Origin of the sequence: Methanocella sp. MCL-LM (assembly GCF_049676595.1) — an archaeon.
In the GTDB taxonomy this organism is placed as follows: domain Archaea; phylum Halobacteriota; class Methanocellia; order Methanocellales; family Methanocellaceae; genus Methanocella_A.
Genome location: NZ_CP187259.1, coordinates 1,628,909 through 1,655,525, shown reverse-complemented (window position 1 = coordinate 1,655,525; position 26,617 = coordinate 1,628,909). Strand labels below are relative to the sequence as shown.

Below are 26,617 nucleotides of genomic sequence, written 5' to 3'. Positions count from 1 at the left end.
CATGGAGCTAAAGATCGACGGCCTGGAAGTCAAATACGGGAACCATAAAGCCCTGAACGGCGTCAGCTTCACCGTGGAAGAAGGCGAAGTAGTCGGCGTGGTAGGGCCGAACGGCTCGGGCAAAAGTACCCTTATCAGATGCATCGCCCAGATACACAAGCCCAGCCATGGCGCCGTCGTCCTCAACGGCCAGGACGCTTCTAAGATGGAACCCCAGGAGGTAGCTAAAGTGATCGGCTACGTGCCCCAGAATTTCCACTACCTGTTCTTCTCGACGGTGATGGAGACGGTCATGCTGGGCCGCAAGCCCCACCTCAAGTGGAAGGTGACCTCCCACGATCTCGCCATCGTCCAGCGCTCGCTGGAGGCCATGAACATCCGGCACCTCGCCGACAAGTTCATGGACCAGCTCAGCGGGGGAGAAAAGCAGAAGGTCTATATCGCCCGCGCTCTCGCCCAGGAGCCTGAGCTGTTCTTATTCGACGAGCCCACCAGCAACCTGGACCTGAAGCACCAGATAGAGGTGCTGGAGATCACCAGATCGCTGACCCGGACCGGGAAGCAGTCGATGATTGTGGCGCTGCACGACCTGAACCTGGCCGTTGCGTATTGTGACAAGATCATCGTCCTCACCAAAGGCAAGATCTATGCAGCAGGAAAGCCGGAGGAAGTCCTCACCCCACAGACCATCAAGGATGTCTACGGCGTGGACGTGTTCATCCTGGAAAGCGTTCACGGGCGGCACATCCTGCCGATAAAGGCAAAAGTGTGAAGAACTTATTTTGGTAGCAGCAGGTAGACAGCCATAAAGAAGTCCATGGCGATCAGGAAGAGCATGAAGCAGCCCACGCTTGCCTTTGCGAAGCCAGTGGCTTCAAGCCTGCCCGCAGGCTTACGGACAATCCCGAAAATCCCGACGGCAAGTGGGAGTATCGAGAGTATGCCTGCCGCTAAGTAGACGGCGGTCCCGTTGATGGCAAACATGGCGGCAAGATATATTGTTGCCAGCAGGTTTGCGCAGGCTATTATGGTAAAGCCCGCAACCCGGCCTTTTCTCGCGACGAAGGTCCGCTTGTTGCTCGCGATGTCCGCTTCCATGTCCGGCTGCTCCACGCTGAAGATGAAAGAGGTCGAGTACAGTACCAGCGCCGGTAGAAACGCGATGAAGGCAGACGGTACAAACCCTGCCATCGTGAGAGCGCCTGCTACGGGCATCAGCACTCCGACGCCCAGGATAGTGGCAAGCTCACCCAGCCCCCGGTAGGAGAGTCTGATGGGAGGTGCGGCGTAGTACCAGCCTAGCAGGTTTGAGAAAAGCACCAGGCCGACGTAGACTGGCGGGTAAGAATAGAGCCAGGTAAATGCCGCCCCGAGCGCCATGGATAGCACTGCCAGAAATAGTGCGAGATACAGTGCGATGGTCTTCAGGTGCGGATAATCCCGGAGTATGCCGCTGCCGCCTGAAACAGCGTTCGGGTTTGTCCGCAGGTCAGCCTCGTAGTCGAAAAGATCGTTACTGTAATGCATTGACAGGTGGCCTGTCACCAGGATCAGGTAGCCCATCGTCAGCCGGCCGGCGTGCACCGGAGCCCCTGAAGATACGGCGAGAAGCGCCCCCAGCAGGTACAGGGCGAGGCCCAGCAGGAGAAACCGAAACCGGCCGAGGCGAATGATGGGGATAATATCGCTATAGCCTGCCGACATAGTTGTATCATATATCGTTCAAAATCCGGCCGTATAAATTATTGTCACACTATGTGTAAAACTGCGGGGCCCGGCCGGCGCATTTGTCAGAAATGGGAAGGGTACGGCAAGCCGGCATGCCATACCAGTAACCTTTTAGATGCATGAAAACAACTTGCCTGCATAAACTGCCGAGGTAACTTTGTGTCCGACGTGCAAAAGATCAAGGCTTTCGTCCAGGATGTCCTGGGCTGCGGTTGCTCTGAAGAGGTATTCAAGATCATAGAAGAGACGAAGGGTGACTACAAAGGGATAGAGTATTCTCGTATCAACGTAGGCAACCGATTACTGGTCTACATCTTCAGGACAGACGACAGAGACTTTATTTTAGATGAGATGGACGAGGTCCTCGGCGCCGGCCTGGTAGATAGAGACCAGCACGGCTTCAACCGGTTCCGCCTGGTATACGCTATGCAGCGACCTACAGAAGAGAGAGGCTGGGTAGTAAAGACGTTTGAGGGCCTGAAAACCGACGATAGAACCTTTATTCACGTCGTGGACGTAAAAGCGGCAGATTTCAGGCATTAGCCCGTGATTGGACAAATTTTCGGGCAGATAAAAGCAATACAGCACTACTGGCTTGCCCTCCCACTCAGTTTTTATAGCCCCCAACCCCCCGGGAAGTAGCGTAACTAAAAGATATGTTTTTATAGTTGTCCGCTATTGAATACTATTTGCGGACTCAAGCTCCGCAAAGAGAGTAATCAAATGATAGAGAATAGAAACAGGGGCCCCAGAAGCTTCGACGGCCCGAGAGAAATGCACAAGGCAACTTGTTCTGACTGCGGTAACGAATGCGAAGTACCTTTCCAGCCCGCAGAGGGAAGACCCGTTTACTGCCGTGACTGCCTGCCCAAGCACAGAAAGCCCAGGGACAACAGGTTCTAAGGAGTGTCAACAAATGCGTGACGGTGGATTTAGAGGCCCCAGGAACTTTGGCGGCCCCAGAAACTTTGACGGCCCGAGGGAAATGAGCAAGGCAACCTGCTCTGACTGCGGCAAAGAATGCGAAGTACCCTTCAAGCCGACCGAGGGAAGACCAGTATACTGCCGGGACTGCCTGCCCAAGCACAGGAAGCCCAGGTTCTAATCAGGAGTGAAAGACATGAGAGACGGCGGATTTAGGCCCAGAAGCGGCCCGAGGAACTTCGACGGCCCCAGGGAAATGAGCAAGGCAACCTGCTCTGACTGCGGCAAAGAATGCGAAGTACCCTTCAAGCCCTCAGAGGGAAGACCAGTATACTGCCGGGACTGCCTGCCCAAGCACAGGAAGCCCAGGTTCTAAATACAAATCGAAAGTACGGGGTGAAAACCCCATCACTTTCACGTTCTTTTTCTTTATCCTGTCACTACGATGGGAATCGTTGCAGATGCAACCGGAATCGCTTGCAGACAGCGGCTACTCCACAATATTTAATATTGTTCAAGTTTAATTGATTCCCCAGCGGATGGCTGCCCTGTGTTTGTCCGAGAAGAGCTACAGCAATTGATGCCTTGTGCCCACGGTGGCCGGCTCCACGAGATCGCGGAGCAGAAAGGCCTGAAAGAGAAAGACCTCCTGGATTTCAGCGTCAATGTGAACCCGTACCTGCCGATGGACCCCAAAGAGATCGTCCTCGACGCCCTGGCCAGGGTGACAGAGTACCCCGACAACAGGTACGATCATTTCCGGGAGAGCGCTGCCAGATTTACAGGTGTCAGAAAGGAAAACATAGTCCCGGGCAACGGTTCCACCGAGATCATCCGCCTTTTTGCGGAAGCTGCGATCGCCAAAGGAGACATTGTTGCAGTACCCTGCCCGACCTTCGGGGAGTACGAGCAGCAGTGCAGGCTCTTCGGAGCGCACATGCGGTACGTGAAATTCTCGGACCTGCTCGACAGGGAGTACTGGCACCTGGACGGAAGTAAGGCGGTTTTTATATGCAATCCAAACAACCCGGATGGCAGGCTCCTGAGTAAAGAGCACGTTCTGGAGATCGCCGATTACTGTAACAGCAAGGGCATTATTACTGTCGTTGACGAGGCGTTCATCGATCTTTCCGATCCCGGGCAGAGCGTGACCCGGCTGGTGGAAAAGTACGATAATATGCTCGTCCTGCGCTCGCTGACCAAGTGCTTTGCCATACCCGGCTTCCGGCTCGGCTTCGGAGTGATGAACGCCAGAGACGCGGAGCTGTTCAACATCGTGCGGCTGACCTGGAACATCGACAGCGTGGCGGCAGAGGTCGGGGCTCACTATATGGATGTTGCTGGACCATACCTGGACGTATCCCGGGCATATGTAAGGCGGGAGCGGGAGCGGATTGCGGAAGGCGTTTCCGGAATTCGGGGGCTGCGGGCGCTGCCTGCCAGCGCTAACTACTTCCTGCTGGACGTGGGAGGCCTCGGAATGACTGCGGGGGAGTTCGCGGGAAAGATGCTGGAGCAGAAAATTCTGGTAAGGGACTGCGCTTCCTTCAAGATGCTGGGCGACGCCTACGTGCGGCTGGCGGTCAGGACCCACGAAGAAAACGAGCGGCTGCTGAAAGCCCTTAAAACGGTGGCGGAGTCATCGTGATTATTTCATTCATGCTGGAAGCGTTCATCCTCGCGCTGCTCATCGATCTCTTCATAGGGGAGCCCCGAACGTACGCTCACCCGGTCGTGTGGATTGGTACACTGATCGGCTATCTGAAGGAGCGGGCTCCGAGAAAGTTCAGGTTCGCGTTCGGGTTTTTCCTGATGGGGTTCTCGGTCACGCTATTCGTGGTTGCCGGGTGTGCGCTGAGCATTGTAGCGTACCTGATCTCCCCCGTCCTCGGGCTGCTGGTGACAGGATACATGCTCAAGTCTACGTTCTCGCTCTCTTTCCTGTGGGGCATCTCCCGGGAGATCTACGAAGACCTGAAATACGGGCGGTTCGACCTGGCGAGAGCCAAGCTGCCGGCGCTGGTCGGGAGAGACGTGAGCAAGCTCAACGAAGGCCAGATGTCCTCTTGCGTGGTCGAATCGCTGGGAGAGAGCTTTGTGGACGGCATCATGGCACCGCTGCTCTACTTTACGCTGTTCGGGCTGCCGGGAGCGCTGGCATACAGGGCGATCAACACCCTCGATTCCATGGTAGGCTATAAGGACGAGAAGCACCGGGAAATGGGCTTCGCCTCGGCGAAGATGGACGACCTGGCAAACTATATTCCCGCGAGGCTGTCTCTACTACTGATCTCGATTGCCGCGATCGCTACCTGGCATCCGATCAGGGCAGCTAAGATAGGGCTGCGTGACGCCCGGAAGCCGCCGAGTACCAACTCGGGGTTCCCGATGGCGACCTTCGCAGGCGGCCTGGGGGTCCGGCTGGAGAAGCTGAACTACTACGTGCTGGGAGAGGGGCTGGAGCCGTGCGCCGTAAGGGATATACCGAGGGCGATCTGGTTTAACAGGATCATCTCCGCACTGCTGATCGTCATCATACTTGCTATCATGGCAGTGACAGGACTGCCATTCAACTGGGGTGTCTTCACGTGGCCGGCGATCTTCTGAGCGGCCTGAGGGCCGCTATCGGCTTCCTGACCACCATTCCAGTGAGGATCAGAGAGGGAGACTACGACGCTTTCGCGGACAGGCAGTACCTATTCATCCCCATGGCGCTCCTGATCGGCCTGCTCCTCGGCATCGCGGGCACGCTGTTCCAGTGGATACTACCAGCGCCGTTTGCAGCTGTGCTTACCGTGGCCTGCATCTTTCTGCTGACCGGCATCAACCACCTTGACGGCCTTTCCGACTTCGGAGACGGGCTCGTCGCTTCAGGCCCGAGGGAAAAGAAAGTCAGGGCAATGAAAGACGTCCATGCGGGTGCAGGCGGCCTGCTCTTCATGGCCATGGACCTGCTGTTCTTGTTTGCTCTAGCCATGACGTTCGCAGGCTCGTCTACCTGGCTGTTTGTACCGCTGCTGGTGGCGGAAATCTGCGCCAAGGTCGCCCAGGTCACCATCATCGCGTTCGGCAAGAGCGCCCATGAGGGTATGGGCTCGTACATGATCGCCCGGATGAAAAAAATGCACTACCTGGCAGCTGTGGCTGGCGGGTGGATAACCATCGCCATCGTGATGGTCGGCGCTGCCTTACTGTCAGGCGGCGGCAATCCGGTGCGGGTCATCGTGGCAGGCGGGCTCGTCATGCTGTCGCCGCTGGCTACGGCCTTGATCATCCTCATGATTGCCGATCGTAACTTCGGAGGGGTAAACGGCGACGTGATCGGCGCTGCCAACGAGATAGCCCGGATTGCCGCTCTGGGTGTCATGGGGGCGGTGCTCTGGATGCGCTTCTGATGGCGGGCGGCAAAGGAGTACGGCTGAGTAGCGGAGAGAAACCGCTGGCCATACTTAAGGATAAGCCGCTGATAGCCTACGTAGTAGATGCCTTACTCGGCTCTTCGAAAATCAGCCACATATACATCGCAGTATCACCATGGACGCCGGGCACAAGCGACCTGGTAAATGCTCTTTACCGAAATGAGAAACGTGTATCGATACATCTGACCCCCGGGGCAGGCTACATCGATGATACAGCCTATGCGGTAAAAACGCTGGAGCTTTTCAGGCCGTTCCTGATCATCTCGTCTGACATACCCCTGGTGAAGCCCGAAACGATCGACGCCGTCGTGCGTGAATATGAAAAGGCGGGAACTGAAGCCCTGTCAATCAGGGTCGAGCGATCGAGCGTCCCGTCCGGCGTCAGCACCGACACAATCCTCACCGATAACGGCATCGAAAATGTGCCCGCTGCGATTAATATACTGGATGGCCGGCACATGGACAGGTACCAGCATGAGGCCGTCGTCATTCTTAAGGACCCGCTTCTGGCGGCTAATGTCAACTACATGGTCGATCTATCAGCCTGCGAGAAGCTGATGAGCGAAAGCAGTATAAATCGGCAGGTACATTAGGTTTTAAAGAGTTACTGCCGAAATTTTCGTTTACAAGTGATACAAGGTGTCGAGGATGGAAAAGGACGTCTCTTTTACGCAGAAGAAATGGGTACTACCATACAAAAACATTGTAGCCGTCGCAGACGGCTCCGGCCTCGTCGACATCATCGAGCAGTCCAACTGCTGGGGCGGCGCCTGCTGGGCGGAGTACCACTATAAGCAGGCCAGCCCGCTGATCGAGAACGTGTGCAGCTACGGTAACACCATGCGCTACCGGGTGAAAGAAGGGACCTCCGAGCTGAACCTCATCGCCTCGTATGCTGCGGCAGGCATCGAGTCGGCAATCGTCAAAGATAAGACAATCTCCATCACCTACGCAGGCCTGGGAGGCGGCGGCGTCGGCGCCACCATGAGCCGGGCGCAGGCCGAAGACGTGATCGAGTACGACCTCACGGAAGCCGGCGGCAGCAAGAAGAGCAGAGGCACCATCGTGCTTCCCCGGCGAAGCCGTGTCCTGATAGGCGTGGACGACACCGACACGAAGGAAGAAGGCGCCACCTGGTCGCTCATCCACAACATTGCCACTGACCTGGACAGCAAGAATGCCCGGTATGTTTCTCATGCCCTGGTCCAGCTGTTCCCCGTCCCCCAGAAAACCCAGAACTGCGTGTCCACAGTCGTAGAATTCGCCTGCATCGACCCCGCCTCGCTGATCAAGGATTTCGAGCAGCTGCTCAGGAAGTACACCCTGTCTGAGAATACGGGCATGGTGGTGTTGCAGCGCTTTGAGGCCGACGAGGTAAAAGAATACGCCGCGCTGGCCAAGAGTAAAATGGTCACCTACGAGATCGCCGAGGCAGCCGCAAAGAAGGCCGGGGTAGAGATCGTCATACCCGGCAGAGGCATCATCGGAGCGCTCGCGTCGCTGCCGTATTTCGCCCAGCCCTGCGAGTCGGTGAAGCTAAATGTTGGAAATGGTTAACACGACGTACACAACGTACACGAAGTACACGACGTTAACCGAATATGGTTAGTATTATCAGCATTTTAATAGAACGTTGTGTACGTCGTGTCCGTCGTGTACGTCGTGTTTACTGATCTAACTTTTGCCCGTAGTGCCGGGTAACAACATTATTATCTTTTAAAGCTTAATTTTCAAGCATGGCTCCTGTTTCTCTCACTGGCGTGGAAGCGGTGCGTGCGGCGGCTGAGGACGCTGGCGTGCGCATGGCGACCGGCGTGCCCGGCTACCCGATCAATGCTGCGTTTACTGCATTACAAGAAACGGGTATCGCCCGGTGGCAGTTCAACGAGAAGATCGCCTACGAGATGGCTCTGGGAGCTTCGGCGTGCGGCGACAGGGCGATGGTGCTGTCGAAGCACGTGGGCATCAACGTCATGGCTGACCCGCTGATCATTTCGGCTACTCATGGGATCGGGGCCGGCATCGTGGTCATAGCCGGCGACGACGTGGGAGCAATGCTGTCTCAGAACGAGCAGGACTCCCGGTGGTACGGGAAGCTGGCGGAGATTCCGGTTCTCGACCCCCAGGGGCCGGGAGAGCTTTACGATGCGGTGCTGGAGGGCTTTCTCCTGTCGGAACAGATCAGCGCGCCTGTGCTTGTGCGGGTGACGGAGCCGGTACTGTTGAATTCGGGGCCGGTGAACAGGCGGAAAATTCCCGAGGCACAGAAGAAAATCGACCGGCACATCTGGGACTATACCATGCTGGGCAAGCACCAGAAGTACCTGAAAGACGGATGGAGCACGGCGCATCACAGGGCTCTGTCGTCACCGCTGAACAAGATCACCCGCAAGACCCGGATAGGCCTGATCTCTTCGGGCAGCGCGAGCCAGCCGGCTGCCGAAGCTGCCGATGCCATGCGGCTGTCCCATTTATCGCTGGGCTTCGTAAACCCGTTCCCTAAAAGGAAAGTGGAGGATTTCGTCAACGAGAACGAGGCTATTTTGATATGCGAGGAGCCGTCGCCTTACATCGAGTCCCACCTGTCCTCCCCCAAAGTGAAAGGCCGCTTCACCGGGCACCTCCCCATGGCCGGAGGGCTGGACGTGCAGATGATCATGGATGCCGCCGAGCACATCATGGAGCCGAAGATGTCTCTCCCGGTCGAGCCCGAGACCATGAAAGACAGGGGCTTTTTCAAGAAGGCCTGTGACGGCTGCCCGTTCCAGCCAGTCTACGAAGCCATCAAAGCCCTGAACGTCAACGTCGCCAGCGACGTCGGCTGCTCGATCCTGACCTCCGGGCCGCCATATAACATGGTAGACGTAGCCTGCTCGCTCGGATCGCCGGTCAGCGTGGCCGCGGGCTTCAGGGAAAAAGGCATTGCCATGCTCGGCGACTTCGGGCTGCTCCACACCGGCATGCAGGCGCTCCTTAACGCCCGGTTTAACAACCAGAACGTGCTGACAGTGATCTTCGTCAACCAGCGGGCCGCCATGACCGGCGGACAGACAGTGCCAGACATTACTGACATCGTTAAATCGACCTTCGGCGACGTCACTACAGTAAACGAGGCCGGCGGGCTGACTGCGGATAAAGTGAAAGCTGACCTCGAAGGGTTGCTAAAGCAGCCCAGGCTGAGCATCTACTTAGTCCGCGGACAGTGCCCGGAAGGGGCCATGCATCAGAAAGCATAATCATTCATTTTTTAAAGATGCGAGACTGCAATAAGAACGCTGCGCTGTGCCAGAAACACAGATTACGACAGATGACACTGATTGCACAGATATGACTTAAAAAGCACAATTATGGTTGTCCGTCTGAGATTTTTATCAAATGGCTATCTGTGAAATTTGTGCAATCTGTCGTAATCTGTGATCTGGCACAGCGCAGCGTTCGTGTACGTTCACGGGCACATGGATAGCATGGTTTAAATTACCTGAAAAATCTGAAGCTGGCACAGCGCAGCGTTCGTCAGCGTTCAAGTGCTCAGAGGTAGCAGAACTAGTCACCGCCAAAAACACTGGAATATCCTTTTTCCCCACAGGACGCAGAGAATATCGTGGACAAGAAGCTGGACGCGAGCTATTCAACTTACCCGTGGGGCTGGCATAACAAGTACGTCGGGCGCTGGATGGTCGAGGTGCCGCTGAGCCGGGAGAAGATCGGCGTATTCGGACACGGGTGCCTGCTGGACATCATTATCGATCTAATAGGTATCACCGGAGAGCTCTTCTTCCCGACGCAGATCGAGTGCCCCTGCCAGCACACGCTTTTCGAGCGCCCGGTGCCGCTGCCGCCGGGCATCATCCGGGAAGCGCTGGACCGGCAGTGGTCTTTGAAAAGTATGGCCGACGAAGATTTCGTGCCTTACTGCGAGCTGTACGGGCTTTCCCACATCTACGTCAACAACCCGGGCGGTATCGTCCGGGCTCTTGTACCTCATGCGCTCTGCTTTCGGCTGGAAAGCGTAATGACTGGCAACAACCCGGTAGCCCGGCTGTCCGTCTACACCAAATGCGACGCCTGGCTTGAGCAGACCATCGACGGACTAGATAACTCGAAGGTCGGGCTAAAGAACGCTGCAATACTGACGGCGGTACTGGCAGACATCGAAGAACGGCTGGCGGGGAAGATCGTCGAGCTCCAGACCGAGTTCGAGAACATCGAGATCGAGAAGTATGCTGTGAAAAATAAACATGACCGACCGAATGAACCACAGCGGCACAATGACTGGTTTTAAACCACGGCGACACGGCGACACCAAGACAGGCGAGATACGACAAGCCGGATAGTTAATAAAACCACGGCGGCACGGCGACACAAAGACAATGGCGAAACAGAAATAGGAGGGCTCTTTTTATTATCCACGGCGACACCAAGACAGCGCATTAACCAAAAAGCTGCTTGCCTGCTGATCATTTAGCCTGGTTTCTGATCGCATAACCGGAAGCTTCAGCACCATCGTTGAATCCTGTCAGTCCTCCGGCTTCCGGATAACTAAATATACATTTGTCTTCGTGCTATCAGCCCGCCGTGCCGCCGTGGATTTAAAAGAAAGCCCTACCATTCAGGTACGGATTCTCGCCGTGTCGCCGTGCCGCCGTGGTAAGAACATTAGTCTGGTTATTGTTTCTCAGATTGTCGCCATGTCGTTGTGCCGTTGTGGTTAAAACGTTGTGCCGTAGTGCCGTTGTGGTTAATAAAAAAGTTCAGGGCGTAGAAGCCTCTGAGGTAGTGAACTTCTGGCCCACCACGTGGTCGATGAGGTCCTTGAGCTCGTTCCGGCGGAGCGACTTCTTGAGCTCGCTGAGCCGCTTGATCTCGCAGAGCACCTGCGTGGTCTCGGCTTCGCTGAGGGTGTAGCCCATCTGCCGGGCCATGTAGCATAAAGCCTTGCCGCCGCTGTGCTTGCCGAGGATGAACTCCCGCTTGCCACCGACCATTTCGGGGCTGAAGACTTCATACGTTCGATCGTTTTCGAGGAGGGCGGCGATGTGGATGCCGGACTCGTGGGCGAAGGCGTGATCGCCGATGACAGCCTTGTTCTTTGCGGTGCAGATGCCGGAGTATTTCTGGACCATCTTTGACAGCTCGGTGATCTTCGTCGTGTCGTACTTGTCGACACCGTACTGGATGCGCAGGTTCATGAGCACTTCTTCGAGCGCTGCGTTGCCTGCTCTTTCCCCGATGCCGTTGGTCGTGGTGTGCAGCTGCCTGGCACCTGCCTCTGCGGCGGCGAGGGTGTTGGCGACGGCCATGCCGAGGTCGTCGTGGCAGTGGACCGCGACCGGGAGCTTGACCGTCTTGCGGATCTCGCTTACCATGAACCTCATGGTCGCGGGAGTCATGATGCCGACGGTGTCGATCGCTCCGACGTAGTCGGCTCCCGCCGCTTCTCCCGCCCGGTAGAACCGCTTCAGGAAGTCGAGCCCGGTCCTGCTGCCGTCTTCCGGGGAGAAACGCACGATCAGACCGTGTTTCTTCGCGTACTCCAGCGCCTCCACTGCGCAGTCGATGATCTCGTCCTGCGTCTTCTTGTGCTTGTACTTTAAGTGCAGGTCAGAAGTTCCGACAAACAAGCCCACCATGTCGGCGCCGCAGTCGATCACCGCGTCGATGTCGCTCTTGACAGCCCTGGAAAGACAACAGATTTTCGCGTTCAGCCCCAGCGAGGCGATGGCTTTTACTGACTCTTTTTCGCCCTGGGAGGTAGCCGGAAAGCCCGCCTCGATGATCTCGATGCCAATCTCGTCGAGCATGCGGGCGATGTCGATCTTCTCTTCTTTCGTAAACGCCACGCCGGGCGTCTGCTCGCCGTCCCTGAGGGTCACGTCGCATATCTCGATTTCGCCGATGTCCGAAGGGACGTATTTGGTCCACTCGTTTTGAGAGTATAAGGGCATCATGTGGTCATACTCCAGGTGCATGTAGAGTCATCAATATTGTTACAATTGCCATTGTTGACAACCGCAATCATATGATTGCGCAATCATATGATTGCGGTTGTAAGGACAATCGCAATTGTTAACGAGAATTTCGCTACCGAAATTTTCGCTCACAACGATAATGATTTATATCCTGCATACTAATAATTTTCTATCTTGAATTGCGAAGGTGTGAAGATTCGTGGGAACGATCAGTGAGAAAATTCTAAGTGCCGCCTCAGGAAAAGAGGCCAGCGCAGGCGACTTTGTCGTCGCGAAAGTGGATTATGCCATGAGCCACGACGGCACGTCCGTGCTCGCGGTCAAAGCGTTCAAGGAGATGAAGAGCGATAAAGTGTGGGATCCCTCGAGGATCATCATACCGTTCGACCACCTGGCGCCCGCCAATAACGAGAACACGGCGGTGCTCCAGCGGGAAATCAGGCAGTGGGCGGCGGAGCAGGGCATAAAGAACCTCTACGATGTGGGGGAGGGTATCTGCCACCAGCTGTTGCCTGAAAACGGGTTTGCCATGCCGGGCAAGGTCATCGTGGGTGCAGACTCGCACTCCTGCACTTACGGGGCTTTCGGGGCCTTTGCCACTGGAGTCGGCGCTACTGATATGGCCGAGATTTATACCTCGGGTAAGCTCTGGTTCAGGGTGCCCGAGACGATCAAGCTGATTATCGACGGCAAGCTGCCGGCCGGTATCACGCCCAAAGACGTAATCCTTCGCATAGCTAAAGAAGTCCGTTCAGACGGCGCCACGTATAAAGCGATGGAGTTCTACGGGCCGGTAATCGATCACATGTCCATCGCGGGCCGTATGACCCTTTGCAACATGGCCATCGAGATGGGCGGCAAAGCGGGCATAGTCCCGCCCGATGAAAAGACCTTCGCATTCCTAAAAGGCAGGGCGGTAGAGGACTATCGCCCGGTCTATGCCACTGATGATGCGGTATACTGCGATACTCTGCATTTAGATGTCTCGAAGCTGCACCCCCAGGTCTCGTGTCCCCCGGACGTGGATAACGTGAAGGACGTGGGCGAGGTAGAGGGGACGCACGTAGATCAGGTGCTGATCGGCTCGTGCACTAACGGCAGGTTCGAGGACCTGGCCGCCGCAGCGTCGATTCTCAAAGGCAGGAAAGTCAAGTGCCGCACACTGATCATTCCCGCGTCCAGAACGGTCATGCTGGACGCAGTACAGACCGGCGTGGCTGCCGATCTTCTCGCTGCCGGGGCCACGATCTGTAACCCGGGCTGCGGCCCGTGCCTGGGCGGCCACATGGGCGTCCTCGCCGAGGGCGAGGCCTGCCTGGCCACGACCAACAGGAATTTCCGGGGCAGGATGGGCAAGGGTGCCGATGTGTATCTTGGCTCGCCGCTGACCGCTGCCGCCACTGCCATTAATGGCAAGATCACCGACCCGAGGCGATACATATGAAGTTCAAGGGCAGCGTCTGGAAATACGGGGACAACGTAGATACGGACGTCATCATTCCGGGCAAATACCTGAGGAGCACCGACTTCAACGTCTTCGCACAGCACGCCATGGAAGGCATCGACCCGGCGTTCAAACCGAACAGGGGCGACATCATCGTAGCCGGTGACAACTTCGGCTGCGGCTCCTCGAGAGAGCAGGCGCCGCTGGCGATCAAGTACGCTGGTATCGACTGTGTGGTAGCGAAGTCCTTCGCCCGCATCTTCTTCCGGAACGCCATCAACGTCGGGCTGCCGATCGTCGAGGCGGACGTATTTGACGCAGTAGTCAAGGGCGATATTGTAGAGGTCGACCTGGACCAGGGCTACGTGGTGGCCAACGGGGCAAGATACGTGAGCACCAGGCTTCCCGACTTCCTGCAGGAGATCCTCAACGCCGGCGGGCTGGTCGCATACAGGAGGAACCAGCGGTGAAGATAGCGGTCCTGCCCGGCGACGGTATCGGCAAGGAAGTAGTCCCTGTCGCTTACGAAGTGCTGAAAGTCGCCATGCCCGGCGCAGAATTTATACAGGTGGATGTCGGGAACGAGCGCTACGTCAGAGAAGGCGTCGCCATGTCGCCGCATGACCTCGAGACGATCAAGGCCTGCGACTGCGTGCTGTTCGGCGCGATCACCTCCCCGCCCGGCAAGCCTTACCGGAGCATCATCCTGACGCTGCGGAAAGAACTGGACCTGTACGCCAACATCAGGCCCTTCCGCTCCTGCGCCATTTCGCCCCGCAAAGTGGACTTCACCATTTACAGGGAAAATTCCGAGGACCTCTATATGGGCATCGAGGAGATTACGAAGGACGAGGCTCGATCGGTGCGGGTCATCACCAGGAAGGCCAGCGAGCGGATAGCCCGGGCTGCCTGTAAGAAGCCCGGCATCGGCAAGCTGACGATAGTCCACAAGGCCAACGTGCTGAAGGCGGACGAGCTGTTCAAGGATGCCTGTTCAGGGGTGGCGGGATCGATGGGAGTACCGTACGAGGACATGCTGGTGGATACGGCAGCGTACAACCTGGTAAGAGCACCGGAAAAGTTCGACACGATCGTCACCACTAATATGTTCGGCGACATCCTGTCAGACGAGGCAGCAGCGCTTATAGGAAGCCTGGGGCTGTCACCCAGCGCCAACGTAGGTGATAAATACGCGCTCTTCGAGCCTGTGCACGGCAGCGCACCCGACATCGCGGGCAAAGGCATCGCAAACCCGTTCGCGGCTATCCTGAGCGTGAGGATGCTACTGGACTGGGCCGGTAAACCGGAAATGGCCAGGGCAGTCCAGAGCGCTGTCGACCGGACGATAGAGAGCGGAGTGCTCACGCCCGACCTGGGCGGGAACTACACGACCTTGCAGGTCCAGTCTGCCATACTGAAGAACCTGGAGAGCCTGATATGATCTTTCCCAGCCACTGTAAATTCATCGGAGTAATCAACAGGCACATCAGATCGAACTACCGGCCTGACGACGCCATCTACTTCTCGTCGCAGTACGTGCTGGTCTTCGAGGGGCCTGACCATTGCGAGGTCTTTGAAGTGGAGTCCTCTGGAGAGGGCTTCATCAGAAAGAAGGCCGGAGCCAGCAGGATATCGAGGGCTGAGGAGACGCTGGTGTACCGGGAACTTGTAGACATATCCAACCGTGCCGACCTGCTCCGTAAGGCAGTGCCTCTGTGCACCGGTGGCATTAATACGGTGGTGTTCCAGGGCGTCGACCGGCACTACATGTTCGTCAAAAATCCGGCCGCTGAGGTGCTCACAACCATTGAGGTCCACGACGTGGCGCCCCCCGAGCCAGCATGGCTGGCGTATAACGTGAAGAAGCTGGAGGGGGCTGGCATGTTCGGAGAGCTGATGCTCGATTTCGAGTATCACGTGCTGAACCTGAAAGACTTCGAAGATCCCAGGCGGACCATCATATTCCCCTGCCATGCATCCGGGCTGAACGGCCTGTTCCTGGATTCGCTGGATGAAGAGCCACAGGGCGATATCAGGCTGGTCGGCTGCAACACTTCCAAGCTCGTCTTCGAGGCCCGGTACCCGCTCAAGAGATACGAGCACGTGAACATCTGCCCCCTGTCGACTCGCAGGCCTTCGAAGCCGTTTATTTTACGCTGCTGCCAGTCCGATAAGCTGGGCCCCACAGAGATCGGCGGAGTGCCCGGAGTCGTCGTACACTGGGGCGCCAACCCCCGGGAGATATACGAGGCAATTAAAACTCTGGCTACGTCGATAAGAAAAACTGAGTAATTGTTTTTCCTGACCGTTCGGAAAATTCCTGGAATGACTATGGAGAGTGCCGGACTTTTGCCGGCGCCGGATAAGCTTGATAATTATTTATAGACAGATCGCTCTACTTTTCTATGTGGAGGCTTTCTGATGGCCGGATTAGCAGAGCGTTTTCCCAATTTGTACATGCTGTTAAAAGTAGTCCTGCTACTGGTCGTCGTGCTTCTGGCGCTCGTGGGAATGAGCCTCCTGCTGCTGGCGGCGATCGCCGGCTACGTCGCCCTGACTGGCGGTGACTTAGCGACTGCTGCGGAGACCGCGCTGTCGGCGCTGATGAATAATGTAATTGTCAGCGCCTCCTACATGGTTGTCCAAAACATTGCCCTCGTCCTCATAGCGGTCTTTTTCATGGCTGTGGTAGAGGGCAGGCACCCGGTCTTAAAAGCCCTGGGCCTTGGCAGGGACGATAAACCGCTTAGAGGGTTTGCGATAGGTGGGGCGCTCAACGTGTTTTTCCTGGTGGCTGTGCTCCTGATCATCCTGCTGACTGGCGTCTCTGCATATTATGGTACAGGACTGGAGGCCTACGGGACTTCCCAGGTAGGAATATCGCTAATAGCGATGGCCATCGGTACGCTGTTTGTCGGGCTTGGAGAAGAGGCGGTCTTTCGGGGATACCTGCAACAGATACTGGCTGATAAGTACGGCGTTGCCGCAGGGCTCATCGTAACGTCGGTGATTTTTGCGCTGTTCCACTCGCTGACGCCTTTCGCGGAATTAGGGCCGCTGTACATCGTTGGAGTCTTTGCTCTCTCGATGCTGCTGGGATACCTGTTCGTGATCACTAAATCGCTTTATGCCAGCATAGGCTTCCACTGCATACAGGACTTTCTGGCGCTGCAGATCTTCAGCTTCACCGGGGAGCGGACGCTGGGAGCGGCTCCGATATTCATGTTCACTAAACCTGATGAAATCTACCTGTCAGGGATGTTTCTGGGGTCGTGGGATGATCTGATCAGCATTATTATGGCGGCTGCAATTATCCTGGGCCTGTACCTTTACCGCAGGAGCAGATTAATGAAAAAAGAGGTATAGCCCGGCCGTTACTGAGGGACAAAGGTATACCTCATCGACACTCCGGCCTCCACTTTTGCCTGGCCTGCCGAGACAGGTGTCGGAGCTGCGGCCGCCTTTGCCATCATCGCGCCACCCGCCCCTTCGTATGAGTAGACGGGGAATCTGCTACCCGACTCGGAGATGGACTTCAGCTTATAGTCGGCTATGCCTGCCGCGGTAGAGATGTTTTTAGCTTTGGCGGCGCCGTCCATGATAGCCTTCTGCAGCGCTTCCTGGTAGACCCGGGACTGTCGGTCATCCGACAGCATGAAGGTTACACCCTGTATCTCGTTAGAGCCGGCGCTACCTGCAGCGTCGATGACTGCGCCCGCTTTCGACAGGTCCGTGACGGTGACAGTGACAGTATTGGTGGCCTTGTAGCCGGTGATGTTTTGCTTCGCCGGAGGCGGGTAAATCATGCCCGAGTTAGACGGGTTTTCACTGGCGTACTCCGGCTCGACAGAGATGGTTGCGGTCTGGATGTCCTTGTCAGGTATTCCGATGCTTTTTATTGCGCTCACCGCTCCGGTCATCTTGTTTGCATTGTCGGCCATTGCCTGAGTCGAGGTGCTTGCCTCGGTGATCACGCCTATGGTGACTTTAGCGATATCCGGTTCCGCATAGACGATGCCATTACCGTTGACTTCTATCGTGCCGGGCTTCTCCGAAAGGTTGCCGCCATTCATATCATCATCCGCCCCTGAAGCGATGCCGGCCATGGCCGCCATCACACACAGCGCACAAAGTACGCTACAACAGAACAAGAGCCCGCTTTTGTAGTTCATAACCCCACCTGATCAATCCTGGGCGGACCAGGTATATAGACGTTGACAAAAATTTGGACAAGCTCGAAGCTAGCCGTTTTTTAGCTTTTGGAAAAGGTAGGCGGGAGAGGGATGAGCGGGTACGATCGGTACTTCACCCCCTCCACCATTGCCCTCACCGGGGCATAAAGACGTAATTCATGGAGACAGTTGCCTGTACCTTCGCCTGGCCGGCGGAGATCGGAGTGGAAGCTCCCGTTGCCTTGGCCATCTCAGCGCCCGCATAATAATTGTCGCTGTAGATCGGGTAGTATCCGCCCGACTCCGAGAGAGTCTTCAGCTTATAGTTTTCAACTCCGGCCGCGGTAGCCATGGTCTTAGCTTTGCCCGAGCCGTCTGCGACTGCCTTCTCCAGGGCTTCTGTGTAGGCCGCGGACTGGCGTTCCTCCGAGAGCAGGAAGGTCACACCCTGGATCGTGTTAGATCCGGCGTCATTGGCGGCATCTATAGCAGGGCCAACTTTAGAGAGGTCCCTCAAGGTAACACAGACAGTGTTAGTTGCCTTGTAGCCCGTGATGTTCTGCCTGGAGGTATACGGGTAATACGAGGAGTACGACACAGGGTACTCGCTGGCGTACTGAGGCTCTACGGAGACACGGGACGTCTGGATGTCTTTATCAGCGATGCCCAGCCTCTTGATAGCTTTTACAACTTCGTCCATCCGGTTAGCGTTGTCATCCATCGCCTGAGTGGACGTGCCCGCCTCGGTGATCACACCGATAGTGATCTTAGCGATATCCGGCTCTGCGTAAACGTAGCCGGTGCCTGTGACACAGATCGCTCCAGAGTACTCGGAGAGGTTTACACCCGTCGACGAACCACCTGCTGCAAACGTGTTACCGGCGAGGAACAGGATGCAGAACACCGCCAGCAACGCGCCGCAGCCGAATAGGAACCCATCTTTTAGCTTCATGTTTTCACCTGATCAATACAGGGAAGACAAGATAGTTATAGCTTGTTTAAGCTACGGATAAGCCCGTAGCTATCCGTTTTGAGAGCTCGGAAAGTTAGAAAATCGTTATGCACGCTAATGCGGCCGCGTGATCATCTTCAGGTCCAGCACCCTGCTCTCGGGACTGTAGAAGATTACTGCCCCGTCGGTAGTGTGAATAATATCGACTATGTAGAAAAGCAGGTCGAGATCGATTAGGCGACCCTCAAACCTCAGGGCAAACCGGATCAGGCAGGCTTGCGCGCCCAGGTTGATCAGGTTATCCGAAAACTCCTCTCTGGTGCCCGGGTACGACAGCACGTTTACTCCAGCCTGGTCAGTGATATAGGGCTGGAGCAGAGCCAGCGCCGACTGGTACTGATCGTCCATATATAAAGCTATTCCCGGTGCCTCTATATAACTTCACTCCGAAAAAGATATGTGAAACAGAAGATCAATGATGGTTCGTATGAAAGTGCTTTTCATGGTCAAGCAAAAGGACAGAAACGACATCCCCTGCGCTTACGAATTCGAACAGCAGGTATTCAACATTAAAAAGGGCATGAAAACAGCCCTGGGCCCCGGCCAGTACGAGATCGAGACCAGCTTCGATCAGTCCTCGGTCCTGTACCCGAAGCGGTTTATGTTCGACTACGTTTCCGAAGACCACACCCTCCACAAGCCCCGGGCCGTGATCGACGCCTTCTTCGACATGATCGAGACGACCGGCATCTGCCTGTCTAAGTTCGATGTCCACATCACTGTAGAGTGGATGTAATTTATTTTTACCCGCGTCTGCTATCACAATATGATCGCTGCATTGTGCGCATCTAGTTGCCCGTGTGACGTGTGACAGCAATACGATCGCTGCGCTGTGACCGACTGGAAGCAGTCCCTTGCATACAGGATCACAGATTGTTACAGATTTAACAGATTGCACAGACGACCATATTGGATAAAGTGGATGCTGCGAGCCATACAATTTTTATTATCGATTAGCATCTGTGCAATCGGTGCAATCTGTCAGAATCATCAGATTCTGCGTAATCTGTGATCCGGTATACAAGGGACTGCTTCCAGTCGGTCACAGCGCAGCGTTCGTCTTGTAATATTTCTGGAGCTGTAGGCACTTGTCACCCATACGCTTTCTATATTATTTACAATTGACCCCGAATATTCAAATTATCTTCAGTCTTTTCAACCAAATAATCAAAACATTATTATCATAAGCACCAGATTTATATACTTAAAGCGTGACACATATTATCAATGAAGGTGCTGGATAGTACAATCAGAGCCTACAGGCTCAACGGGAATACAATCTCGGATGCGTCCATGGAAGCTGTGCTCAATGCAGCCTACGCCATGCTCGCCAACAACGACGAGATTGTCCCTTCGTTCGACGAGTGGAGCGAGGAGGAAGTAGACGACGGCACTGATAGGGTGTTAAGCTATTACACCACCACCGATACTGGCAAGGAGCTCCGCATTACCTTCTCCTTCACAGAGAGGGTAGCAAAGATCATGCTCCTGTCCGGCGAGGATGAGTGCTACGTCGGAGATCAGCTCTTTTGCACCTTAAAATCTCAGAAGAAGTACGCCATGGAGGAGTGGCTTTAACCCTGATGGGTTAAAGCTAAGTTTCTCCTGCCCATTTTTACCCGAACGTTACAGAAACCCCATTCTCAATATTTTATCCAATCGGCACAGATAGCTACAACCATCAAGGGTACGTTTATATACATGTACACCTATGTACATCATAGTATCTCATTGTACACATTTATACAAGGTGATCACATGGTAACCGATGTCATAAGAGTCAACCTCGAGCCGGAAGAAGTCCCCGACCGCTGGTATAACATAGTCCCGGACCTCCCGGAAAAGCTCCCGCCCGCCATTCACCCGGGCACTAAGGAGCCGCTGAAGCCGGAAGAGTGGGAAGGCCTGTTTCCGAAGGAACTGGTCAGGCAGGAACTGTCCGAGGAACGCTACATCCGGATACCGGAGGAAGTCAGGGAAGCCCTGATCACCATCGGCAGGCCGTCGCCGCTGTACAGGGCCCGCAGGCTGGAAAAGGCGCTGGGCACCCCGGCGAGGATCTACTTCAAGAGGGAAGACCTGTCCCCGGCAGGCTCGCACAAGCCCAACACAGCCATCGCCCAGGCGTACTATAACATGGCAGAAGGTGTGGAGAACCTGACCACTGAGACCGGCGCAGGCCAGTGGGGCTCCGCGCTGAGCTCTGCATGCGCGCTCTACGGGCTAAAGTGCACCGTGTTCATGGTCCTCTCCAGCTACAACAGCAAACCTTACCGCAAGTTCGTCATGAAGATGTTCGGGGCGGACGTATACTCGTCCCCGAGCAACGTCACTGACTTCGGCCGCAAGGTCAACCAGGAAGACCCCAACTGTTCCGGCAGCCTCGGCATCGCCATCAGCGAAGCCGTCGAGATGGCGGTGAAAGGCCAGAAGACCAAGTATGCGCTGGGCAGCGTGCTCAACCACGTCATGCTCCACCAGACGGTCATTGGCCTGGAAACCCAGAAGCAGCTGGAGAAGATCGGGGAGAAACCGGATACCCTGATCGCCTGCGTGGGCGGCGGCAGCAACTTCGCAGGGTTCACCTTCCCGTTCATCCAGGACAAGCAGAAGGGCAAGAACGATGCAAAGTTCATCGCCGTCGAGCCCCACAGCGTCCCCTCGCTCACAGGGATGAAGAGCGGCGAGTCGAAGTACGACTACGACTTCGGCGATACCGCAGGCATGACCCCGATGCTCAAGATGCACAGCCTCGGCCACGACTTCATGCCCAAGGTCATCCACGCGGGCGGGCTCAGGTACCACGGCATGTCGCCGTTAGTGTCCCTGCTGTACAAGAACAAGGTTATCGACGCCGAAGCCCTGCACCAGGACGAAACCTTCGCTGCAGGCAAGCTGTTCGCCGAGACGGAAGGCATCATCGCCGCCCCGGAGTCCTGCCATGCAATTGCTTCAGCAATCACCCACGCCAGGGCAGCCAGGAAGGCTAACGAGGAAAAGGTCATCGTCTTCAACCTCAGCGGTCACGGACTACTGGACCTGCAGAACTATGCGGACATGCTGAAGTTCTAGAGTAAAGGCTAGTACTTCGGCCCATTCTTTTTTATGTTCACCAATATTGCCCGGATACCGGTTTTTCACCAGCCCCGGCTGCAATAATGGCTACTTAACCCGGAATCCGTTTTTCCGGGCGCTGCACCCATATTGCCATGGAGATACTATGGCAGCGATGCAGGTAGAGCAGCCCGGAGCTCACGCGATCACGATGAAAGCGATCAGGTACCACTCGTTTGGTGGCCCGGAGGTACTACGCTATGAGGACGTACCGAAGCCGGAGGCAAGGCCCGGCGAAGTGTTGATCAGAGTAAAAGCTACCGGTGTGAACCCGGTAGACTGGAAAATTCGTGCCGGGTACATGAAAGAGGTTTTCCAGAAGATGCTCCCGCTGATACCGGGAGGTGACGTGGCGGGAGTAGTCGAGGAAGTCGGCTCCGGAGTTACGGATTTCAAGCCCGGAGATGAAGTCTACGGCTGGCTGGGCACCGGGCGTAACGGTACCTATGCTGAGTACGTATCGGCTGACGCATCTGCTATCGCCCGGAAGCCGAGGTCACTGGACTTCATCCAGGCGGCCGGCCTTCCGCTTGCAGCCCTTGTAGCCTGGCAGACGCTCTTCGATACCGCAGACCTCAAGTTCGGCCAGACTGTGCTCATTCACGGCGCCTCAGGCGGAGTCGGGCATCTGGCAGTCCAGCTGGCCAAGTGGAAGGGTGCTAAGGTGATCGGTACCGCGTCCTCCCGCAACCAGGACTTCCTGAGGGAAATAGGCACGGACATGGTGATCGACTACCAGAAGGCCAGATTCGAGGAGATGGTCCGCAACGTCGATGTTGTACTCGATACCCAGGCAGGAGATACCCAGCGTCGCTCTTACAAAGTCCTGAAGAAGGACGGTATACTAGTTTCCACGCTGGGAATAGAAAACCCTGACGAGGCTGCAAAACATGGTGTCAGAGCGATCGGCTTTATGAACCACCCCGACGGAGAAGAACTAAAGCAGATTGCCGATCTGATCGACGAAGGAAAACTGAAGCCGACCGTCAGCACGGTGATGTCGCTTAAAGATGCGGCCAGAGCTCATGAACTAAGCCAGACCGGGCACGCCCGGGGCAAGATCGTGCTGAAAGTTGATTGAATACCCTGTGCCGGTAAAAATGTGGAATTCGCTTTTGCGCATCTGGCTCTCACGCTGAAGGGGAGATATCATGGCAGCGATGCAGGCTGAGGAAAAGAGAGCGCAGGCTAAGACGATGAAGGCTGTGAGGTTCCACTCTTTCGGCGGCCCGGAGGTGTTGCGGTACGAGGACGTGCCTAAACCCGAAACAGGTGCCGGAGAGGTTTTAGTCCGCATCAGGGCCGCAGGCGTAAATCCTATCGACTGGAAAGTGCGCTCGGGCTACATGAGTGAGATGTTTCGGAACAGGCTCCCTATGATCCCGGGGGTAGACATGGCCGGAGTCGTAGAAGAAGTGGGAGGCGATATCACGGGTTACAAGGCTGGCGAGGAGGTCTACGGCTATTTAGGAGTCCCCCACGGCGGCACTTATGCCGAATACTGTAAAGCAGGGTATTTCGCACTCGCACCAATGCCCAGGTCCCTGGACTTTGTAGAGGCGGCGGCATTACCGCTGGTCTCGCTCGTTGGATGGCAGACGCTGTTTGATATTGCGCACCTGGACAAAGGGCAGACAGTGCTCATACATGGCGCATCTGGCGGAGTAGGCCATATGGCTGTCCAGCTGGCTAAATGGAGAGGCGCGACCGTCATCGGTACGGCATCGGCCAGAAATGCAGACTTTCTGAGCAGCCTGGGTGTCGACGAGGTGATCGACTACCAGAAGGTTCGTTTCGAGGACGCTGCCCGGGACGTCGACGTAGTGCTGGACACCCAGGCCGGCGATACCCAGCAGAGGTCGTATCAAGTCCTGAAGAAAGACGGCATCATGGTCTCGACGCTGGGCATCGAGAACCCTGACGAGGCGGCAAAGTACGGGGTGAGAGCGACGGGATTCCTGGCCCAGCCAAACGGTACTGAACTAAGGCAGATCGCGAGGCTGATCGACGAGGGAAAGCTAAAGCCCACCGTCAGTACAGTGATGCCGCTTAAGGATGTAGCCAGAGCGCATGATCAGAGCGAGACAGGACACGTTCGGGGAAAAATAGTCTTAAAAGTGAGCGATTAGTGATAGACGAAACAATTTGTTATTAACAAAGTGAAACATACCCTAATTATTTTTTGTATACTTTTGCAATTGTCATCTAACAATGATTGGCAATAGATTAGGTTAATGTTTATTGAATATGACATGTGATTGAAAAGATATATTACCACTAAATGCGTTATAAATTCACATTTAGATTCATAAAAACTGTGTCATTTATATAATAATTTATTTATCGGGGCATATAATGTCAATAGAAACAGTAGGAAACTCAATTGATAAAATAGAAGTAAAAATTAGTTATCGAATTATCGAGTTATTTTCGGCTGGATTATACTCAAGTCCAAATAAGGCGTTCGAAGAACTTGTTTGTAATTCATATGACGCGTTTGCGGATAAAGTTTCAGTATATGTACCATCAGATCTATCTACCCCTGGTGCATTCATTTGGGTATGTGACAATGGCACAAGTATGGATCAACAGGGGCTTAAAGATTTATGGAATATTGGAAAGTCCCTGAAACGAATAGACCCAAAATTGGATGCAAAACGTTTACAAATAGGCCGGTTTGGCATAGGAAAATTAGCTACATACGTTTTAGCAAATAAATTAACATTCATATGTAAAAAAGATAATAAATATTTAGCAACAACAATGGATTATTCAGTGATATCGGATAAAAATGAAGAATTTATACTAGATGAACGAGAAATCGATGCTAAAACGGCTGAAGAGGCATTATCCCCTTATATATACATTTCTGGAAAATATATGGTTTCGTTTGACCTTTTTGGCAAAAATGCTGTAGAAACGTGGACTATTGCAATCTTAACAGAATTGACAGGTAAAGCACAAGAAATAAAAGAAGGGAGATTAAAGTGGGTTTTAAGGACTGCTTTACCATTAAATCCAAGTTTTAAACTTTACTATAATAATAATGAAATAGAATCTTCAAAAATTAATAAACCCATAAGAAGATCGTGGACAATTGGGAAAGACGATGAAGTCGCCGATTCACTAGATTTTGCTACAGCATACAATATAGATGATAAATACTATATTGATTTCGATAATTTAAAAGGCATCTATGGGCAGATTGACTTATACGAGGATACACTTTTAGATGAAAGTAAATCGTCGGGACTAGGTAGAAGCCACGGCATATTTTTAATGGTACGTGGACGCCTCGTAAATATTGATGATCCATTACTAGGTATGGATCCCTTGTCTCATGGAGCATTTAATAGAATTAGAATATTGATATATGCAGATGAACTTGATAATAATCTCACCTCAACACGCGAATCAATAAAAGATTCAAAACCTTTACAACAATTAAAAGCTTATATATTAAATAAATTTAATGAAGTTAGAAGATATTATGTATTAGATGAAGATAAAAAAACCAGAGAAAAAAATCTTACATATCGCCTTTCGCAAACTTCATTAACAGTATCGAAAAGACCATTATATGCATTCGCTGAAAAATATTTTAATGAGGAAATAATTAATCCGTTATTAATAGAAAAACCGCCTATAGATATTAGAAGTAAATTATTAGATGACTTAAAACAGGAGCTTCTTAACGAAGATCCATACATAAAAAAGGTTGAATGGTGTGAAATGGGATCGGGCGAACCCATTGGTAAGCTAGATCTAAGCAATGGGGTATTGAAAATAAACATGTTTCACCCGTATATAGTAAGTTGTAGTGATGCATATAAAAAATTACTCCCCATAGAATTTATTGTAATAACCGAAGTTTTAACAGAAGCACACTTGTATGAGATCGGCTTGGACGATTCACAAACGAATGAAATTATGCGCTGGCGCGATACAACTTTGAGAGAATTATCACTATCTGATCGAGAAAGTGCGCTAGTTATTGCGTTATTATTAAAAGACTCGCTAGCAGATCCAACAGGCCTGGAAGATGCGTTGTATAGAGCTTTTCTATCGTTAGGGTTTGAAGTTAAAAAGATTGGTGGTAATGGGGAACCTGATGGAAAAGCAGATGCGGTTTTGGGATATATAAATAGTGTTACAAGTGAAAATTATTCATTAACATATGATGCAAAAAGCACATCAAAGCCTAGAATTCAAGCAAGTACTGCAAATATAGCAGTGGTAAAAAAACACCAAGAGAAATATAAAGCAGACTATTCAGTCGTCATATCAACGAATTATGATGGTGCTGATGATCCAGAAAGTTCAATTTGCTCAATGGCAAAACAACAGAAAGTAACTGTGATAAAGGCTAAAGATCTATTAAGGTTATTATACCTGTCGGCGCCCAAACAAATAGGACTAAAGAAACTAAGAGGATTATTTGATACTTGCCATGCCCCATATGAAGTCACTGCATGGATTGATGCTGTCGAGAAAGAAGAGCCATTAAATATCCCTATAGAAGAGATATTCCAAGTTATATATGAATTACAAAGAGATGATCGGGAAGCCCCAGATATTTCAGTAATTAGGTATAAACTGAATAGTCAAAATGGGAAAGTCTGGACTCTTGATGAATTAATGAAATTGTTGGGAAGTTTAAAAAACATACTATCTGGATTTATTACCTTTGATAACAATAAGGTAGCTATACATGCCCACCCAGATAAATTAATGGCTGTGATGCGAAATAGGATTACATCAGTACCGACAGAAATTCAGCAAATGTACCTTTCTGCATTCTCATTGGAAAAATAATAAAAAAAATAAAAAGAAGG

At 53.6% G+C, this 26,617-nt stretch carries 28 protein-coding genes; 23 read left to right on the top strand and 5 right to left on the bottom strand.

What is annotated here, in order from left to right:
- Position 1 precedes the first annotated feature (1 nt).
- Positions 2-772 carry an ABC transporter ATP-binding protein gene (locus tag ACPLPM_RS08470; RefSeq protein ID WP_424359805.1) on the top strand — a complete coding sequence of 257 codons (771 nt, stop codon included), beginning with the start codon at positions 2-4 and terminating at the stop codon, positions 770-772.
- A 5-nt stretch (positions 773-777) separates the two neighbouring features.
- On the opposite strand, the gene ACPLPM_RS08465 is transcribed toward ACPLPM_RS08470, so the two are convergent.
- Positions 778-1,704, bottom strand: coding sequence for a prenyltransferase (locus ACPLPM_RS08465; RefSeq protein ID WP_424359804.1), 927 nt, complete (start codon positions 1,702-1,704; stop codon positions 778-780).
- Between the two features lie 183 nt (positions 1,705-1,887).
- Here ACPLPM_RS08465 and ACPLPM_RS08460 point away from each other — a divergent pair, with 183 nt between their 5' ends.
- From ACPLPM_RS08460 to ACPLPM_RS08410, 11 genes are all read left to right on the top strand, one after another.
- Positions 1,888-2,271, top strand: coding sequence for a hypothetical protein (locus ACPLPM_RS08460; RefSeq protein ID WP_424359803.1), 384 nt, complete (start codon positions 1,888-1,890; stop codon positions 2,269-2,271).
- A gap of 180 nt (positions 2,272-2,451) precedes the next feature.
- Entirely contained in the window at positions 2,452-2,631 is a 180-nt protein-coding gene (locus ACPLPM_RS08455; RefSeq protein WP_424359802.1) for a CxxC-x17-CxxC domain-containing protein, read from the top strand.
- A gap of 13 nt (positions 2,632-2,644) precedes the next feature.
- Positions 2,645-2,833 carry a CxxC-x17-CxxC domain-containing protein gene (locus ACPLPM_RS08450; protein WP_424359801.1) on the top strand — a complete coding sequence of 63 codons (189 nt, stop codon included), beginning with the start codon at positions 2,645-2,647 and terminating at the stop codon, positions 2,831-2,833.
- 15 nt (positions 2,834-2,848) lie between these two features.
- Entirely contained in the window at positions 2,849-3,028 is a 180-nt protein-coding gene (locus ACPLPM_RS08445; RefSeq protein ID WP_424359800.1) for a CxxC-x17-CxxC domain-containing protein, read from the top strand.
- A 174-nt stretch (positions 3,029-3,202) separates the two neighbouring features.
- Positions 3,203-4,300, top strand: a complete 1,098-nt coding sequence (cobD, locus tag ACPLPM_RS08440; protein ID WP_424359799.1) for a threonine-phosphate decarboxylase CobD — start codon at positions 3,203-3,205, stop codon at positions 4,298-4,300.
- Positions 4,297-5,259 (top strand): cobalamin biosynthesis protein, encoded by a 963-nt coding sequence (locus tag ACPLPM_RS08435; protein WP_424359798.1) that lies wholly within the window; start codon positions 4,297-4,299, stop codon positions 5,257-5,259. The genes cobD and ACPLPM_RS08435 overlap by 4 nt, the downstream gene beginning before the upstream one ends.
- Complete coding sequence (cobS, locus tag ACPLPM_RS08430; RefSeq protein ID WP_424359797.1) at positions 5,241-6,047, top strand: adenosylcobinamide-GDP ribazoletransferase; 807 nt, start codon at positions 5,241-5,243, stop codon at positions 6,045-6,047. Before ACPLPM_RS08435 ends, cobS begins: the two co-directional genes overlap by 19 nt.
- Positions 6,047-6,664 (top strand): NTP transferase domain-containing protein, encoded by a 618-nt coding sequence (locus ACPLPM_RS08425; protein WP_424359796.1) that lies wholly within the window; start codon positions 6,047-6,049, stop codon positions 6,662-6,664. The genes cobS and ACPLPM_RS08425 overlap by 1 nt, the downstream gene beginning before the upstream one ends.
- A 55-nt stretch (positions 6,665-6,719) precedes the next feature.
- Positions 6,720-7,628 (top strand): methanogenesis marker protein 11, encoded by a 909-nt coding sequence (gene mmp11, locus ACPLPM_RS08420; protein ID WP_424359795.1) that lies wholly within the window; start codon positions 6,720-6,722, stop codon positions 7,626-7,628.
- Positions 7,629-7,807: 179 nt separating this feature from the next.
- Positions 7,808-9,307, top strand: coding sequence for a thiamine pyrophosphate-dependent enzyme (locus ACPLPM_RS08415; RefSeq protein ID WP_424359794.1), 1,500 nt, complete (start codon positions 7,808-7,810; stop codon positions 9,305-9,307).
- A 365-nt stretch (positions 9,308-9,672) separates the two neighbouring features.
- On the top strand, positions 9,673-10,353 hold the full coding sequence (locus ACPLPM_RS08410) for a hypothetical protein (protein WP_424359793.1): 681 nt from the start codon (positions 9,673-9,675) through the stop codon (positions 10,351-10,353).
- 469 nt (positions 10,354-10,822) lie between these two features.
- Here the strand turns inward: ACPLPM_RS08410 and ACPLPM_RS08405 are convergent, their stop codons facing one another.
- A complete protein-coding gene (locus ACPLPM_RS08405) occupies positions 10,823-12,016 on the bottom strand; it encodes a homocitrate synthase family protein (protein WP_424359956.1) in 1,194 nt (397 codons plus the stop codon).
- 223 nt (positions 12,017-12,239) lie between these two features.
- Between ACPLPM_RS08405 and ACPLPM_RS08400 the strand changes: the two genes are divergently transcribed.
- From ACPLPM_RS08400 to ACPLPM_RS08380, 5 genes are all read left to right on the top strand, one after another.
- Complete coding sequence (locus ACPLPM_RS08400; protein ID WP_424359792.1) at positions 12,240-13,484, top strand: 3-isopropylmalate dehydratase large subunit; 1,245 nt, start codon at positions 12,240-12,242, stop codon at positions 13,482-13,484.
- A complete protein-coding gene (locus tag ACPLPM_RS08395) occupies positions 13,481-13,954 on the top strand; it encodes a 3-isopropylmalate dehydratase small subunit (protein ID WP_424359791.1) in 474 nt (157 codons plus the stop codon). Before ACPLPM_RS08400 ends, ACPLPM_RS08395 begins: the two co-directional genes overlap by 4 nt.
- Positions 13,951-14,925, top strand: a complete 975-nt coding sequence (locus tag ACPLPM_RS08390) for an isocitrate/isopropylmalate dehydrogenase family protein (protein WP_424359790.1) — start codon at positions 13,951-13,953, stop codon at positions 14,923-14,925. The genes ACPLPM_RS08395 and ACPLPM_RS08390 overlap by 4 nt, the downstream gene beginning before the upstream one ends.
- The gene (locus tag ACPLPM_RS08385) at positions 14,922-15,776 is read left to right on the top strand and encodes a DUF7714 family protein (protein ID WP_424359789.1); all 855 of its coding nucleotides are present in this window, start codon (positions 14,922-14,924) and stop codon (positions 15,774-15,776) included. The genes ACPLPM_RS08390 and ACPLPM_RS08385 overlap by 4 nt, the downstream gene beginning before the upstream one ends.
- 129 nt (positions 15,777-15,905) lie before the next feature.
- Positions 15,906-16,850 carry a lysostaphin resistance A-like protein gene (locus ACPLPM_RS08380; RefSeq protein WP_424359788.1) on the top strand — a complete coding sequence of 315 codons (945 nt, stop codon included), beginning with the start codon at positions 15,906-15,908 and terminating at the stop codon, positions 16,848-16,850.
- An 8-nt stretch (positions 16,851-16,858) separates the two neighbouring features.
- Here the strand turns inward: ACPLPM_RS08380 and ACPLPM_RS08375 are convergent, their stop codons facing one another.
- From ACPLPM_RS08375 to ACPLPM_RS08365, 3 genes are all read right to left on the bottom strand, one after another.
- Entirely contained in the window at positions 16,859-17,656 is a 798-nt protein-coding gene (locus ACPLPM_RS08375; protein ID WP_424359787.1) for an SIMPL domain-containing protein, read from the bottom strand.
- A 154-nt stretch (positions 17,657-17,810) separates the two neighbouring features.
- Entirely contained in the window at positions 17,811-18,608 is a 798-nt protein-coding gene (locus ACPLPM_RS08370; protein ID WP_424359786.1) for an SIMPL domain-containing protein, read from the bottom strand.
- Between the two features lie 114 nt (positions 18,609-18,722).
- A complete protein-coding gene (locus ACPLPM_RS08365) occupies positions 18,723-19,016 on the bottom strand; it encodes a hypothetical protein (RefSeq protein WP_424359785.1) in 294 nt (97 codons plus the stop codon).
- A gap of 79 nt (positions 19,017-19,095) precedes the next feature.
- Between ACPLPM_RS08365 and ACPLPM_RS08360 the strand changes: the two genes are divergently transcribed.
- From ACPLPM_RS08360 to ACPLPM_RS08335, 6 genes are all read left to right on the top strand, one after another.
- Positions 19,096-19,404, top strand: a complete 309-nt coding sequence (locus ACPLPM_RS08360) for a hypothetical protein (RefSeq protein ID WP_424359784.1) — start codon at positions 19,096-19,098, stop codon at positions 19,402-19,404.
- A 491-nt stretch (positions 19,405-19,895) separates the two neighbouring features.
- Positions 19,896-20,246 carry a hypothetical protein gene (locus ACPLPM_RS08355; protein ID WP_424359783.1) on the top strand — a complete coding sequence of 117 codons (351 nt, stop codon included), beginning with the start codon at positions 19,896-19,898 and terminating at the stop codon, positions 20,244-20,246.
- Positions 20,247-20,426: 180 nt separating this feature from the next.
- Positions 20,427-21,740: a TrpB-like pyridoxal phosphate-dependent enzyme gene (locus tag ACPLPM_RS08350; protein WP_424359782.1), complete on the top strand. Its 1,314-nt coding sequence runs from the start codon at positions 20,427-20,429 to the stop codon at positions 21,738-21,740.
- 193 nt (positions 21,741-21,933) lie between these two features.
- Positions 21,934-22,863 (top strand): NADP-dependent oxidoreductase, encoded by a 930-nt coding sequence (locus tag ACPLPM_RS08345; protein WP_424359955.1) that lies wholly within the window; start codon positions 21,934-21,936, stop codon positions 22,861-22,863.
- 70 nt (positions 22,864-22,933) lie between these two features.
- Entirely contained in the window at positions 22,934-23,911 is a 978-nt protein-coding gene (locus ACPLPM_RS08340) for an NADP-dependent oxidoreductase (protein WP_424359781.1), read from the top strand.
- A 226-nt stretch (positions 23,912-24,137) separates the two neighbouring features.
- Positions 24,138-26,597, top strand: a complete 2,460-nt coding sequence (locus ACPLPM_RS08335) for an ATP-binding protein (protein ID WP_424359780.1) — start codon at positions 24,138-24,140, stop codon at positions 26,595-26,597.
- The last annotated feature ends 20 nt before the right edge of the window (positions 26,598-26,617 follow it).